Source organism: Neobacillus drentensis (assembly GCF_036965425.1).
Lineage (GTDB): Bacteria > Bacillota > Bacilli > Bacillales > Cytobacillaceae > Neobacillus > Neobacillus drentensis_F.
The window spans coordinates 1-14,239 of sequence record NZ_JBALPP010000086.1 but is presented as its reverse complement, the minus strand read 5'-3'; the positions used below and the strand labels follow the sequence as shown (position 1 = coordinate 14,239).

The window sequence follows — 14,239 nt, the reverse complement described above, 5'->3', positions numbered from 1 at the left end:
AAATCGAAGTGTCTTTCTTTTTAGCTGTATAACTGGTTGTATACCCTTTATAATAAAAATAGAATGTGCAACCGTTTTCGTAAATGCGGTTAAGAATAAAAATGGTAGATTATCAATAAATACATTGTTTCTAGCATTTTAAAAAAAAGCTGTGTTAAAGGACAATGTTGATTTTGTAACTCGTTGATTGGAGTCTTCGCGCCTGAAGCGGAAATCAACAGCCAAGTTTAACACAGCAAAAAAAAAGAGCTAAGAAGTATCGAATAAGAGGTGAGCTAAAATGGCCGTTACAATTAGGGATGTGGCAAAGCTTGCAGATGTCGCACCATCAACTGTTTCAAGAGTAATTGCTAACCATTCACGAATTAGTGAAGCAACGAAACGAAAAGTTAAAAAGGCAATGGAACAACTGGGGTATCATCCTAACCAAAATGCTAGAAGTCTTGCAAGTCAATCAACACAAACAATAGGCCTTGTCATGCCAAGCTCTGGTGATGTGGTGTTTCAAAATCCTTTTTTTTCAATGGTGTTACAAGGAATCAGTGAAGGATCCCATAAAAATAAATATGCCATGTATTTAACGACTGGAAAATCAGACGTGGAAACATTTGAAGCAGTTATCCGCATGGTTCAAGGAAAACGAGTAGATGGTTTAATTCTTCTTAATTCCAAGGTGGAGGATAAACTCATCTCGTACTTAAGACGAAGGGATTTCCCTTTTGTAGTTATAGGAAAACCTTTTAAGGATGCGGAAGAAATCACACATGTTGATAATGATAATGTACGGGCAATGAGAGAAGCTACTGAATACTTAATAGACTATGGGCATCGAAAAATCGCTTTTATTGGAGGAAGTCTAGAACTAATGGTCACAGTTGACCGTTTGGATGGGTATAAGCAGGCTTTAAATAAGGCAAACATTCCTATTAAAAATGAATATATCCTTCATGGGGAATTCCTGCGCGAGGGCGGTCAAGAGGCGGTGAGTGAGTTAATGGCTCTTGAACAACGCCCAACTTCGCTTGTAGTAGTTGACGACCTAATGGCACTAGGTGTACTAAGCACATTAGATGAACTAGGGGTCAAAGTTCCGGAAGAAATTTCTGTCGTTAGCTTTAATAACGTCCTCTTATCAGAAATGTCAAAACCACCATTAACCTCAATGGATATTAATATTTTTGATCTTGGATATCAAGCAACAAGGAGTTTAATTGAAATAATCGAAAATAGGGCAGAACCAACCAAGCGCATAATCATTCCTCATAAATTGGTTGAACGTCAATCATGCAGTCACCAAGTTCCTTTACCATTAGATGAACTGAAAGAAGATGGTTTCGAGAATCTATAAAAGATTCCCCCCTCTAAACGGTCCGCATAAGAATTATTATCTAACCTAATAATTATGGTTTCAACTAAAAATTGTGGGTATTTAGGGATCTTGATAAGATACATTATTCTTTACGCCTGAAAGCACCTGGCGCGATCCCGTACTTCTTTTTAAATACCTTATGGAAATAAGGATAGCTGCCGAAACCACAATCCACTGCAATCTGTTCAAGTGACATGGTGGTGTACTTCATACGCTCGATACCTGCGGACAATCGGATTTCCAGTGTGTATTCCATCATCGTTTTCCCTACGCTGATTTTGAAAAGATGAACGGACCGGGAGACACTAAGGCCTGCATGCCGAGCCACATCCTCGATTTTAAAGGGGGTTGTGGCATGCTCTTCAATGTATCGCATCATCCTTGTCACAGTATACGGAAGATTGACGGTGGGGACTGTTTCGTTGACAGCCCTTTCCAGAGATAGACAAAGCGCCCGCAGCAAATATCCAGTGAGTTCTTCATTCTGGCTGGACGATGGCCGCCGTTTTTCAATCATGATATTTCGCCATAAAGCTATCAGTTTTTCATCAAGATCGATTCGTGAGACTTCCGGCTTGGCAGAACGGCTCCACCATTGGTTTACCCAAGTTCCTTCGCAGACTAAGTGAAAGTCCCCGCTATTTTGTCCTGCTTTGACAAGCAGTTCATAATGATCTCCAGGTTTTATTAGCAGAAGGTCTCCTTTCTCTAGGTTCCTCTTTTTCCCTTTTACTACCACTTCGCAGTTGCCCTCTGTTTGCAGGCGAAATAAATACGAAGGGTATCCTGATTTATGTTGTGAATGATATCCGTTTGTATGATAAGAATAGCCGCAAAAATATATATTTGTCATCACAAGCTCCCTTAGTCTCATAAAATAGCAAAATAGTACATGTTTTAATAATATCATCTATGTTTATTTGTAGATACACCCTTTAAGATGTAATCAAATAAGAAAGGTTTCAAGAAATGGGGGTTAAGGATGTTGAACATTTCAATCGCTGTACAAATGTTTACATTGCGGGAAGAAAGTGAAAAAGATTTTGCCGGCACTTTAAAAAAAGTGGCGGAGCTAGGCTTTGATGGTGTTGAATTTGCCGGGTATGGCGGATTGACTGTAATAGAAGTAAAAGCAATATTAGATGAGCTTGGTCTACTGGCAGCAGCAAGCCATGTGCCGTTTGAACAATTGGAGAACAACCTGTACCAAGTCATAGAAGACCAGAAAATATTAGGCAGCAACTATGTGGTCTGCCCTTACTTAATGCCAGACCGCCGCAGTAAAGAAGATTACAAAGCGCTTATTTCATTTCTAAATCATGCTGGTGAAATATGCCGCCGGGAAGGGATCTCCCTTTGCTATCATAATCATGATTTTGAACTAGAGCGGTTGTCGAATGGTAGAACATACCTTGAAGCAATATTTGATAAAACAAACTCCCATAATGTGAAGGCAGAACTGGATGTGTATTGGCTGACAAAAGCGGGAGAAAAGCCAGTCGAGTGGATGGACCGTTACAAAAATCGAATACCTCTCATCCACCTAAAAGATATGACTACAGATGGAGAGCAATTTTTTGCGGAGCTAGGGACAGGTGGTGTCGATATTAAAGCCGTGCTTCAAAAGGGAGAAGATGCAGGTGTTCAGTGGTGGGTGGTTGAGCAGGATGTAAGCCGCCGTACGCCATTTGAGAGTATTGAAATCAGCATGAATTATTTAAAATCGTTTAAGAAATCTTTCTAGTTCAATATATTCCACCCCATAAGTCAATGTAAGCCGTTTCATTAAATCTCAATTTCTCTAAAATTATAAGTAAAGTGAAAATAAAAGGAGTGTTAGGTTATGTTGAAAGTAACAGTATGGAATGAAAACCGTCACGAACAAAAAAATCCGATTGTAAGGGACATATACCCTAACGGAATCCATGGTACAATCGCTGAATTCCTTAAGTCAGAAGGAATCCAAGCAAACACAGCAACCCTTGATGAGCCGGAACACGGCTTAACGGATGAAGTTTTAGCCAACACGGATGTATTAGTCTGGTGGGGGCATCTCGCCCATGGTGAAGTAAAGGATGACATTGTCCAAAAGGTTCAGCAGCGTGTTCTTGACGGCATGGGGCTGATTGTCCTTCACTCTGGCCATTTTTCAAAAATCTTTAAGACATTAATGGGAACGAGCTGTGATTTGAAGTGGCGCGAAGCGGATGAAAAAGAACGCCTTTGGGTTGTGAGTCCAAGCCATCCGATTACAGAAGGAATCTCTGAATATATTGAATTAGAAAAAGAAGAAATGTACGGGGAGCATTTTGATATCCCGCAGCCTGATGAGCTTATTTTTACAAGCTGGTTTGAAGGTGGGGAAGTATTCCGCAGCGGCTGTACATACAAACGCGGAAATGGAAAAGTGTTTTATTTCAGACCTGGTCATGAAACATATCCTACCTATCATAACCCACAAATCCAGCGAGTTATTATCAATGCCGTGAAGTGGGCCAAGCCTGTTAATCGGGAACGTCCAGTCTACGGAAATGCAAAACCTTTAGAAGAAATTAAAGGAGGCAAATAAACATGGAAAAGCTAAGAGTTGGAGTCATCGGATGCGGCAGTATTGCCCAGCACCGTCATTTACCTGAATATAAAGCTAATAAAAATGTAGAGCTTGTGGCCGTTTGTGATATTAATGAAGAGCGAGCAAAGGAAGTAGCTGAAAAATTCGGAGCGTTTGCCTACACAAGCTATGAAGAGTTATTACACAGCGGTTTGGTCGACGCAGTCAGCGTTTGTACGCCAAATTATCTTCATGCTCCGATTTCGATTGCAGCGTTAGAAGCAGGTATTCATGTTTTATGTGAAAAACCAATGGCAACCTCGAAACAGGAAGCAGAGGCAATGATCGTCGCAGCTAATAAAAGCGGCAAAAAGTTAATGATTGCCCATAATCAGCGCTTCGTACCTTCTCATCAAAAAGCACGCCAGTTAATTGCTAGCGGCGAAGTAGGCAAAATCTACAGCTTCCGTACTGCTTTCGGTCATGGCGGCCCTGAAGGCTGGAGTGTGGAAGGAAAAGATGGTTGGTTTTTCCAAAAAGAAAAAGCATTCGTGGGAGCAATGGGTGATTTAGGTGTCCATAAAACAGATTTACTACGCTATGTATTAGGGGAAGAAATCGTTGAGGTCGGTTCGTTTGTAGAAACTAGTGCCAAGGGTTTCGCGGATGTTGATGATAATGCGGTTTGTGTTTTAAAAACAGAAAGCGGGATTATTGGTACCCTTGCGGCAAGCTGGGCGTACGTAAGCAAAGAAGATAATTCTACTATTATATATGGAGAAAAGGCGATTCTTCGGTTAGAGGACGATCCTGTTCATTCACTTGTTGTTCAATATGCCAACGGAGAAGTAGTTAAATATGAGCTTGGAAAAATCCAATCGAATGAAGAGGGCGGTCAACAAAATTCTCAAGTGATTGAAAAGTTTGTGGATACTGTCCTTCATGATCAAGAACCGCCTGTACCGGGTGTAGAAGGCATGAAATCACTAGAGGTAATTTTAGCTGCACTAGAATCTAATGAAACAAAGCAAATTGTAAGAGTGACAAAGCGATGAAAAAACTTCGTATCGGAATAATCGGGGTAGGCGGGATCGCGCAGGACCGCCATATTCCGGCTTTTCTAGAGTTGAGTGACATTTGTGAAATTACTGCTTTAAGTGATGTAAATGGCGAACGGGCTCGCAAAGTAGCTGAAAAATATTATATTCCGCACGTATTTGAGGATTATCATCAGCTATTTTCCGAAGTGGATGCGGTTTGTATCTGTACACCAAATAAATTTCATGCTGAGATTACCATTGCCGCCCTTGAGGCTGGAGTTCATGTTCTTTGTGAGAAGCCGATGGCTCTAAATGCAGAAGAGTGCAAGGGAATGATTGCCGCTTCTCAAAAAGCAGGAAAAGTCCTCGCGATTGCTTATCATTACCGTTTTATGAAGGAAGCCCAAGCAGCAAAAAAAGCGATGAGCGAAGTCGGAACCTCACTGGTGGCAAGAGTCCAAGCTCTAAGGCGCCGTAAAGTACCAGGCTGGGGTGTTTTTACCAATAAAGACCTTCAAGGCGGCGGAAGCCTCATCGATTTTGGCTGCCATCTCCTTGATTTAGCGCTATGGCTAATGGGGAATCCAAAGGAAATTACGGTGTCTGGCTCCACATATAACGCGTTAAGTAAAATACCGAATCAAGTGAACCAATGGGGTACGTTTGATCATGAAACCTTTAATGTTGATGACCATGTCACTGCCTACATTAAATTTGAAAATGGGGCATCGATGCTGTTTGAAACGTCATGGGCTGCGAATATCAAAGACGACCAAGCGAATGTCAGTATCTCAGGAGTAGACGGTGGTCTGAACGTCTTCCCGTTTGAGCTTTACACAACAAAGAACGGAATACTGTTAAACAGTGAGGCTGCTTGGCTCTCAGGTGAGGAAAATCCGGGTGTGCCACAGGCTAAGAATTTTATCGAAGCCTGTCTTGGATTGGATGTGTTAATCGTAAAGCCTGAAGAGGCGCTTCAAGTTTCTCGCATTATTGATCGAATCTATGAGAGTGGAGGTAATTCAATATGAAATTAGGAGTTTTTACTGTTTTATTTGCTGATAAATCCTTTGAAGAGATGTTAGATACCGTCAAAGAAGCAGGTCTTCATGCGGTTGAAATTGGAACAGGCTGCTATCCAGGGAATAACCACTGTGATTTAGATACATTATTAGAAAGTGAGGAGGCACGCACAGAGTACCTTCGGATGGTTGAGGACCGTGGTCTCGTGATTAGCGCCTTCAGCTGCCATGGTAATCCGATTTCGCCAGAAAAGGAATTTGCTGCGGCTTCGCATGAAATATTATTAAAAACGATTAAACTAGCTTCCTTATTGGGTGTGCCAGTTGTAAATTGTTTCTCCGGTACGGCGGGCGATCATGAGGGGGCTAAATATCCCAATTGGCCTGTTACGCCTTGGCCAAATGAAAATGGCTCTGTTTTAAAGTGGCAGTGGGAAGAAAAGCTGATTCCCTACTGGAAGGAAGTCGGCGCGATTGCCAAGGAGCATAATGTGAAAATTGGTCTTGAACTGCACGGCGGCTTTTTAGTTCATACACCATATACGTTATTGAAATTGCGTGCCGAAACCTGCGATGCGATTGGTGCCAATTTAGATCCAAGCCACTTATGGTGGCAGGGAATCGACCCGGTGGCGGCGATCAAGATTTTGGCCAAAGAAGGGGCTATTCATCATTTCCATGCGAAAGACACGTACATTGATCAGGAAAACGTGAATATGTATGGATTAACGGATATGCAGCCATATGGGGAAGTCCGAACGCGAGCTTGGACGTTCCGCTCTGTCGGCTGCGGTCATAGTTTAAAGGAATGGTCTGACATGATGAGTGCGCTCCGTACTTATGGTTATGATTATGTGATCAGTATCGAACATGAAGACCCGATCATGTCCATCGATGAGGGCTTCAAGCGTGCAGTAAATAATTTAAAGACAGTTTTAATTGAAGACCCTGTTTCACAAATGTGGTGGGTGTAGACGGATTTTTTCGATTCGCCGATAAATTGGCTAAATTCGCCGATAAACCATGAAAATTCGCTGATAAACCTAAAAAAACCGCCGATAAAATTTTTACTTACTAAGTTAAGATGCTTTTATAAGGCGACTAGTATCATTTTTTTTAAAAAAACAGCTTACTTTTTACAAAAAAGAGGTGCCAAATGAACAAAAAATGGTGGAAAGAAGCTGTCGCCTATCAAGTTTATCCACGCAGCTTCATGGATAGCAATGGCGACGGGATTGGAGACCTAAAAGGTGTTACTTCAAAATTAGACTATCTAAAAGAATTAGGAATTGACGTCATTTGGCTGTCGCCAATGTACAAATCCCCGAATGATGATAATGGCTACGATATTTCGGATTACCAGGATATCATGGAAGAATTCGGAACGATGGCCGATTTTGACGAGCTTTTACAAGGAGTTCACCAGCGAGGCATGAAGTTAATATTAGATTTGGTCATCAATCATACGAGCGATGAACATCCATGGTTTATTGAATCCCGATCATCAAAAGACAATCCAAAGCGTGATTGGTACATTTGGCGGGACGGCCAGGACGGTAAGGAACCAAACAACTGGGAATCGATTTTTAGCGGCCCCGCTTGGAAATATGATGAAGAAACCGGTCAATATTTTATGCATATCTTCTCAACGCGACAGCCCGATCTAAACTGGGAGAACCCAGATGTAAGAAACGCACTCCATAACATGGTGAATTGGTGGCTGGATAAAGGGATCGACGGTTTCCGTGTGGATGCAATCTCTCATATTAAAAAGGAACCTGGATTCCCAGACATGCCAAACCCGAAAAAATTAGATTACGTTCCTTGCTTCGACTATATGATGAATGTTGATGGAATTGATGAATTCCTCACAGAACTATCCGAAAAAACAATCAAAAACTATGACATCATGACAGTCGGAGAAGCGAACGGTGTTGGACTTGATGATGCCGACAAATGGGTTGGCGAAGAAAACGGCTATTTCAATATGATTTTTCAATTTGAATTTCTAGACCTTTGGGATAAAGATGCAGACGGTTCTATCGACGTTCGTAAATTGAAAAAGGTGTTAACAAAATGGCAAAAAGGCCTGGAGGGAAGAGGCTGGAACGCCTTGTTTATTGAAAACCATGATCAGCCGCGCCGTGTATCAAGCTGGGGAAATGACCAAGAATATTGGAAGGAAAGTGCGAAAATGCTGGGCACTCTCTATTTCCTAATGAAGGGCACCCCGTTTATTTATCAGGGCCAGGAGATTGGTATGACCAATGTCCAGTTCTCGTCTATCGATGAGTATAATGACGTCGGCATGATTAATTATTACAAGATTGAAACCGCAAAGGGGCGCTCCCATGATGAGGTCATGAAGGTGATTTGGGAAAAAGGCCGCGACAATTCTCGTACCCCGATGCAATGGAGTTCTGGAAATATGGGCGGATTTACAATCGGTGATCAAACATGGCTTGGCGTAAATCCAAATTACAAGGAAATTAACGTTGCAGCACAATTAGAAGACCCGGACTCTATTCTTTCTTTTTATAAAAAATTAATCTGCTTAAGAAAAGAGAATCCGCTATTTGTTTACGGCACTTATGAATTATTGCTGGCCAACCATCCGAGACTGTTTGTCTATACGCGGCAATTAGGAAGCCGGAAGGCCATTGTCATTAATAATTTCAGTAAAAAAGAAACAAGGTTTAAATTACCTTCTAATGTGTCCTATTCTGCTTCTGAACTAATCCTAAATAATTATGATGTAACGGGACAGAAATTACGGAAAGAATTCACATTAAAGCCTTATGAAACAAGGGTATACTTATTAAAATAAAAGAATGAGCCGAATCGGCTCATTTTTTTAATATAAAGGATATTTGTGTATACTATAGGAAAAAAGCAAAATTAATGAGGAGATTCAATGAATAAAACCATTGCCGATATAGCCAAAATTGCTGGTGTTGCTAAGAGTACTGTTTCCCGCTATTTAAATGGAGGCTCTGTCAGCGACACGACGAAAAAGAAAATTGAACTGGTCATTAATGAAACAGGTTATATTCCGAACACGTTTGCTCAAAGTTTAAAAGCGAAAAAAACAAATATCATCGGAACAATCGTCCCACGGCTTGACTCGTATGCTGCTTCCAATACGTTAATTGGTATCGATGAACATTTAAGGGAACAAGGTTTTCAAATGTTGATTGCGAATACCAATCAAGATCTAGAAAGAGAGATTGAAAGTATTTATAGTTTCGAGCGGCAGAAGATTGCCGGGATTATTCTGCTTGCAACCGTCATTACCGATGCCCATTTGGAGGCGTTTTCCAAAGTTCAAATACCTGTGATTTTAGTAGGGCAGCAAGATGAAAATACTTACAGTCTTATTCATGATGATTTTTCCGCCGCGTACGATTTGGCTACCTATATGTTAAATAAAGGTCATCGAAAAATCGCCTATATGGGAGTAACAGAAGCCGATATTTCAGTTGGGGTAAATCGAAAAAAAGGGTTCGCCGCTGCGATTGAGAGCTATCCAGATTGTGAAGTCCATTATTATGTGACGGGCTTTAAAATTAAGGATGCCATGAGCGAAGCTTTAAAAATATTAAATGAAACAAAGCCGACGATTTTGTTTTGTGCGACTGATAATATTGCCCTGGGAGCGTTAAAAGCAGCCTATTTAAAAGGATTGAAAGTGCCACAAGACCTTTCTATTGTAGGTTTTGGGGGATATGAAATCACCGAAGTGATTCACCCAGCCTTAACAACTGCCAAGTTTTATTATAAAGAAGCCGGGGAATTAGCAGCACAAAATATTGTCAGGATGGTAAAAGGGGAACAAGTGGAAAAATTGACTATATCAAAATATGAAATTATTGAAAGAGAAAGCGTTGACAAACGAAATTAAACTAAACTATAATACATGTAAGAAACCGGTTCCAATCATTCGGTTTTCTTTTTAGGGTAAAATGGAACCGGTTCCTCAAAAACACAACAGCAAAAATTATTATTTTTTTAAGTAAATTTGGAACCGGTTCCTAAAAGGAGCCTATAAAAAAGGAGGAGAACAGAATGGATTTCAAAAATGAAGCAAGTAAGATTCTTGAAGCGCTGGGCGGAAAAGAAAATGTATCAGCAGCTGCGCATTGTGCCACCCGCTTACGATTAGTGCTGCATGACGAAGGAGCAGTCGACCAAGGCAAACTTGACCAAATGGATATCGTAAAAGGAACTTTTTCAACTGGCGGCCAGTATCAAATCATTATTGGAGCTGGAACTGTCAATAAAGTCTATAAAGAATTTGCTGATTTAACAGGCATGACGGAAATGTCAACCAAAGAAGTAAAAGAGGCAGGGGCGAAAAAATTAAACCTGCTTCAGCAATTTGTAAAAATGCTATCTGATATTTTCGTTCCGATTATCCCCGCCATTGTTGCTGGTGGTCTCTTAATGGGACTTAATAATGTTCTAACTGCTTCGGACTTATTTATTGAAGGAAAATCGTTGATTCAAGCCTATCCGCAAATGGCGGATTTAGCTGCGCTCATTAATACGTTCGCCAACGCTGCCTTCGTTTTCCTTCCAGTGTTAATCGGTTTTTCGGCAACCCAGCGATTTGGAGGAAATCCTTATCTTGGTGCGGCATTAGGAATGCTGATGGTTCATCCTGATTTATTGAATGGATGGGGATATGGTGCTGCGTTAGCAGAGGGGAAAATCCCTGTTTGGAAAATTTTTGGATTTGAAATTCAAAAAGTAGGTTATCAGGGGACGGTTCTTCCTGTCCTAGCCGCTTCCTATATTTTAGCCAAAACAGAGACCTTCTTAAGAAAGCGCGTACCATCGGCTTTGGACAATTTAATTACACCGCTATTGGCAATTTTTATTACTGGGGTATTGACCTTTACTTTAGTTGGACCAGTGATGCGGTCCGCAGGTAATTTCCTGACAGATGGATTAGTTTGGATGTACGATACAACAGGTTTCATAGGTGGAGCCCTTTTCGGACTAGTTTATGCACCAATTGTTATTACAGGTATGCACCATAGCTTTATTGCCGTTGAAACACAATTACTGGCCGACATAGCAAAAACAGGGGGATCCTTCATTTTCCCAATTGCAGCGATGTCAAACGTAGCCCAAGGAGCTGCAACCATTGCCGTTCTGCTTATGACGAAAGACAGCAAAATTAAAGGAGTTGCATCTGCTGCCGGTATTTCCGCATTATTGGGCATTACTGAGCCTGCGATGTTTGGTGTGAATTTAAAACTTAGGTATCCATTTATTGGGGCGATAGCAGGTTCTGCTGCTGGTTCTGCATTTATTTCATTATTTAAAGTGAAAGCCATTGCCCTTGGCGCGGCAGGTCTTCCCGGAATAATCTCGATAAAGCCCGGCAGCATCACGTTTTATATTTTAGGAATGGCCATTTCCTTTACAATTGCTTTTTTCACAACAATGGTATTGGCAAAGAGAAATGCTTCGAAACAAGCCAAGGAAACTTCACAGACTGCGGCATAATAAAATGAAGCAAAGGATGGAGGATCGAGGAGGATTCTCCTCTCTTTGTTGTAAAGAGAGGTTGCATCAATGAATTGGACAAAAGAACAGAGATATAAACGATTAGATGAAGCAGGGGAAAAGGAAATACAAGAACTTTCAATAAGGGTTAATGAATGTCCATGGCGCCAGAAATTCCATATCCAGCCTGTTACGGGACTATTAAATGACCCTAACGGTTTTTCTTTTTATGAAGGGGAATATCATTTGTTTTATCAGTGGTTCCCGTTAGGACCAATACATGGCTTAAAATATTGGTATCATACGAAATCAAAAGATCTTGTTCATTGGGAAAACGCCGGAATTGCCATCGAACCACATGATTATTTTGACAGCCATGGCGCCTATTCGGGAAGCGCCATCGAGCATAATGGAAAACTTTACTTAATGTACACCGGAAATACCCGTGATGAAAAATGGGTCAGGAATCCGTATCAATGTATCGCAATAATGGATCCGAGTGGTATGGTTACAAAAATGGACAAGCCGGTCATTTCTAATATTCCAAATGGATATACGGAACATTTTCGTGATCCAAAGGTATGGAAATCTGGAGAAAGCTTTTATGCGGTTATAGGAGCACAGCGTTCAGATGAGACGGGGTGTGTATTACTGTATAGCTCGCCAAACATGATGGACTGGAAATTTGAAGGGGAAATCAATACTGGTTTAATGCATTTTGGATATATGTGGGAATGCCCCGATTATTTTGAAATTCATGATAAGGGTATTTTAATTTTTTCACCACAGGGTTTACACCCTAAGCAGGATGAATTCCAAAATATTTATCAATCAGGCTATATTATTGGCAATAGGCTTGATTTTGAGGAAAGGAATTTTGAACATGACAGCTTCACGGAGCTGGACCGTGGATTTGATTTTTATGCTCCACAAACGATGCTTGATCCGAAAGGACGAAGAATTCTTGCAGGATGGATGGGGCTTCCGGAGATTGATTACCCTACTGATCAATATGGCTGGGCCCATTGTTTAACACTTCCGAGAGAAATCACGATAAGAGAGAATAAATTAATTCAAACTCCTGTCAGTGAGCTTAAGAAACTTAGAGGTGAAAAAATAGCTGTTGAAACCATCATTACGCCCGGCAGTGTTTCGATTGATGGTTTTCATGGGGAAACATATGAGTTAATTGCTGAATTTACTGAAGCTGATGCTGATGAGTTCGGAATTGAACTTCGTGTTGGAGAACAAGAAAAAACCATCATTAAATATGAAAAAGCAACTAAAAAAATTGTTTTGGATCGTACCTTTTCCGGACAGCCATTTGCCGAAAAATTTGGGACCATAAGAAAGTGTCATTTAGAAGCTGAAAAAATAAAATTTCATGTTTTTGTTGATGTTTCGTCTGTCGAAATCTTTATTAACGATGGAGAAGAAGTGTTTACATCCAGAATATTTCCGAAGAAAGAAAGTACTGGCATTCGATTTTTCGCCAAGGAAGGGCATGTCCATCTGAATGCGGTGAAATGGGGAGTTTCGTAGGACAGTATTTAATAAGAGAGGTAATGAGATTTGGGAAAACTATTTGCAATTGGCGAGGTATTAATTGATTTTGTCCCGCAGCAAAAAGGGGTCAATCTCAAGGATGTCATTTCGTTTGAACGCGCCCCGGGAGGTGCACCGGCCAATGTGGCTGCGGCAGTGGCAAAATACGGAGGACGATCAGCGATGATTACGAAGCTGGGATTGGATGCTTTCGGCGATTTTCTGATTGAACAGCTGCAAGAGGCAGGTGTTGAAACGGATAAAATTTTCCGCACGAAGGAAGCGAATACTGGCCTTGCCTTTGTGTCATTAAAGAATAATGGAGAAAGAGATTTCTCATTTTATCGGAACCCATCATCCGATCTGTTATTAAAGGAAGAAGAAATTAATCCTTCCTGGTTTAGTGCGGGGGACATTCTTCATTTTTGTTCTGTGGATCTGGTTGAAAGTCCGATGAAACAAGCACATAAAAAAGCGATCCAGGCAGTAGTGGACAATGATGGAATTGTCAGCTTTGATCCTAATGTAAGGCTGCCATTATGGGAAAGCCCGGAAGCATGCCAAAAAGCAATCCGCGAATTTCTTCCGCTTGCCCATATTGTAAAAATTTCAGATGAGGAACTTGAATTTATTACGGGGAAAACGGATATCGATGAGGCCATCCAATCCCTATTCACCGGAAATGTAAAAGCGGTCGTTTATACAAAAGGAGCTTTAGGTGCCGATCTTTATGTAAATGACAAAAAGTATGAATCAAGAGGCTTTGCTGTTGAAGTTCAGGACACAACCGGTGCGGGAGATGCCTTTATTGGAGGCTTTCTTTATAAGCTTTTGGAAATGAAGGCAGATCTGGGCAGCATGGAGGATATATTACTGACAAACAGCAAGGAAATACTCGCCTTTTCTAATGGAAGCGGGGCATTGACCACAACAGGAAAAGGAGCCATCACATCGCTGCCTGCAAAAGAACAAATATTGGAATTCATTGATTAATAGATAAAGAATTATATTAAAAATAAAAGAGACGACTCGGGGCGAATCGTCTCTTTCATTATGTTTGCGGACTAAAAAATAACATATTCATACACTCTCATGAATGATGTGGTTCAGGGTAGGAAAACGGTGTAATCGCTTCCAATTGATCTAAAATTGATTTGTATGTAAAAATATTTTTGTTATTTTATAGATAGAAATATAT

At 40.8% G+C, this 14,239-nt stretch carries 12 protein-coding genes; 11 read left to right on the top strand and 1 reads right to left on the bottom strand.

Annotation, left to right across the window (positions count from 1 at the left end):
• Positions 1 to 280 precede the first annotated feature (280 nt).
• Positions 281 to 1,348: a LacI family DNA-binding transcriptional regulator gene (locus V7161_RS20375; RefSeq protein ID WP_335714710.1), complete on the top strand. Its 1,068-nt coding sequence runs from the start codon at positions 281 to 283 to the stop codon at positions 1,346 to 1,348.
• A gap of 103 nt (positions 1,349 to 1,451) precedes the next feature.
• Here the strand turns inward: V7161_RS20375 and V7161_RS20370 are convergent, their stop codons facing one another.
• Positions 1,452 to 2,225, bottom strand: coding sequence for an AraC family transcriptional regulator (locus V7161_RS20370; protein WP_335714709.1), 774 nt, complete (start codon positions 2,223 to 2,225; stop codon positions 1,452 to 1,454).
• Positions 2,226 to 2,351: 126 nt separating this feature from the next.
• On the opposite strand from V7161_RS20370, the gene V7161_RS20365 reads away from it, so the two are divergent.
• The 10 genes from V7161_RS20365 to V7161_RS20320 all read left to right on the top strand — a co-directional run bounded on the left by V7161_RS20365 (position 2,352) and on the right by V7161_RS20320 (position 14,034).
• Positions 2,352 to 3,113 (top strand): sugar phosphate isomerase/epimerase family protein, encoded by a 762-nt coding sequence (locus V7161_RS20365; protein ID WP_335714708.1) that lies wholly within the window; start codon positions 2,352 to 2,354, stop codon positions 3,111 to 3,113.
• A 99-nt stretch (positions 3,114 to 3,212) separates the two neighbouring features.
• Positions 3,213 to 3,938: a ThuA domain-containing protein gene (locus V7161_RS20360; protein ID WP_335714707.1), complete on the top strand. Its 726-nt coding sequence runs from the start codon at positions 3,213 to 3,215 to the stop codon at positions 3,936 to 3,938.
• Positions 3,939 to 3,940: 2 nt separating this feature from the next.
• Positions 3,941 to 4,975 carry a Gfo/Idh/MocA family protein gene (locus tag V7161_RS20355; protein ID WP_335714706.1) on the top strand — a complete coding sequence of 345 codons (1,035 nt, stop codon included), beginning with the start codon at positions 3,941 to 3,943 and terminating at the stop codon, positions 4,973 to 4,975.
• On the top strand, positions 4,972 to 5,991 hold the full coding sequence (locus V7161_RS20350) for a Gfo/Idh/MocA family protein (RefSeq protein ID WP_335714705.1): 1,020 nt from the start codon (positions 4,972 to 4,974) through the stop codon (positions 5,989 to 5,991). The genes V7161_RS20355 and V7161_RS20350 overlap by 4 nt, the downstream gene beginning before the upstream one ends.
• Positions 5,988 to 6,956 (top strand): sugar phosphate isomerase/epimerase family protein, encoded by a 969-nt coding sequence (locus V7161_RS20345; protein ID WP_335714704.1) that lies wholly within the window; start codon positions 5,988 to 5,990, stop codon positions 6,954 to 6,956. Before V7161_RS20350 ends, V7161_RS20345 begins: the two co-directional genes overlap by 4 nt.
• Before the next feature lie 182 nt (positions 6,957 to 7,138).
• Entirely contained in the window at positions 7,139 to 8,809 is a 1,671-nt protein-coding gene (locus V7161_RS20340) for a glycoside hydrolase family 13 protein (RefSeq protein ID WP_335714703.1), read from the top strand.
• An 87-nt stretch (positions 8,810 to 8,896) separates the two neighbouring features.
• Positions 8,897 to 9,883, top strand: coding sequence for a LacI family DNA-binding transcriptional regulator (locus V7161_RS20335; protein ID WP_335714702.1), 987 nt, complete (start codon positions 8,897 to 8,899; stop codon positions 9,881 to 9,883).
• A gap of 164 nt (positions 9,884 to 10,047) precedes the next feature.
• Complete coding sequence (locus V7161_RS20330) at positions 10,048 to 11,496, top strand: sucrose-specific PTS transporter subunit IIBC (protein WP_335714701.1); 1,449 nt, start codon at positions 10,048 to 10,050, stop codon at positions 11,494 to 11,496.
• A 69-nt stretch (positions 11,497 to 11,565) separates the two neighbouring features.
• Entirely contained in the window at positions 11,566 to 13,038 is a 1,473-nt protein-coding gene (locus V7161_RS20325) for a glycoside hydrolase family 32 protein (RefSeq protein ID WP_335714700.1), read from the top strand.
• Between the two features lie 30 nt (positions 13,039 to 13,068).
• Positions 13,069 to 14,034: a carbohydrate kinase family protein gene (locus tag V7161_RS20320; protein WP_335714699.1), complete on the top strand. Its 966-nt coding sequence runs from the start codon at positions 13,069 to 13,071 to the stop codon at positions 14,032 to 14,034.
• Positions 14,035 to 14,239 lie beyond the last annotated feature (205 nt).

Bases quoted from the DNA above. Each gene is read 5' to 3' on its own strand.
- V7161_RS20365 (WP_335714708.1), top strand. From the start codon at position 2,352: ATGTTGAACATTTCAATCGCTGTACAAATGTTTACATTGCGGGAAGAA.
- V7161_RS20350 (WP_335714705.1), top strand. From the start codon at position 4,972: ATGAAAAAACTTCGTATCGGAATAATCGGGGTAGGCGGGATCGCGCAG.
- V7161_RS20345 (WP_335714704.1), top strand. From the start codon at position 5,988: ATGAAATTAGGAGTTTTTACTGTTTTATTTGCTGATAAATCCTTTGAA.
- V7161_RS20330 (WP_335714701.1), top strand. From the start codon at position 10,048: ATGGATTTCAAAAATGAAGCAAGTAAGATTCTTGAAGCGCTGGGCGGA.
- V7161_RS20340 (WP_335714703.1), top strand. From the start codon at position 7,139: ATGAACAAAAAATGGTGGAAAGAAGCTGTCGCCTATCAAGTTTATCCA.
- V7161_RS20360 (WP_335714707.1), top strand. From the start codon at position 3,213: ATGTTGAAAGTAACAGTATGGAATGAAAACCGTCACGAACAAAAAAAT.
- V7161_RS20325 (WP_335714700.1), top strand. From the start codon at position 11,566: ATGAATTGGACAAAAGAACAGAGATATAAACGATTAGATGAAGCAGGG.
- V7161_RS20335 (WP_335714702.1), top strand. From the start codon at position 8,897: ATGAATAAAACCATTGCCGATATAGCCAAAATTGCTGGTGTTGCTAAG.
- V7161_RS20355 (WP_335714706.1), top strand. From the start codon at position 3,941: ATGGAAAAGCTAAGAGTTGGAGTCATCGGATGCGGCAGTATTGCCCAG.
- V7161_RS20375 (WP_335714710.1), top strand. From the start codon at position 281: ATGGCCGTTACAATTAGGGATGTGGCAAAGCTTGCAGATGTCGCACCA.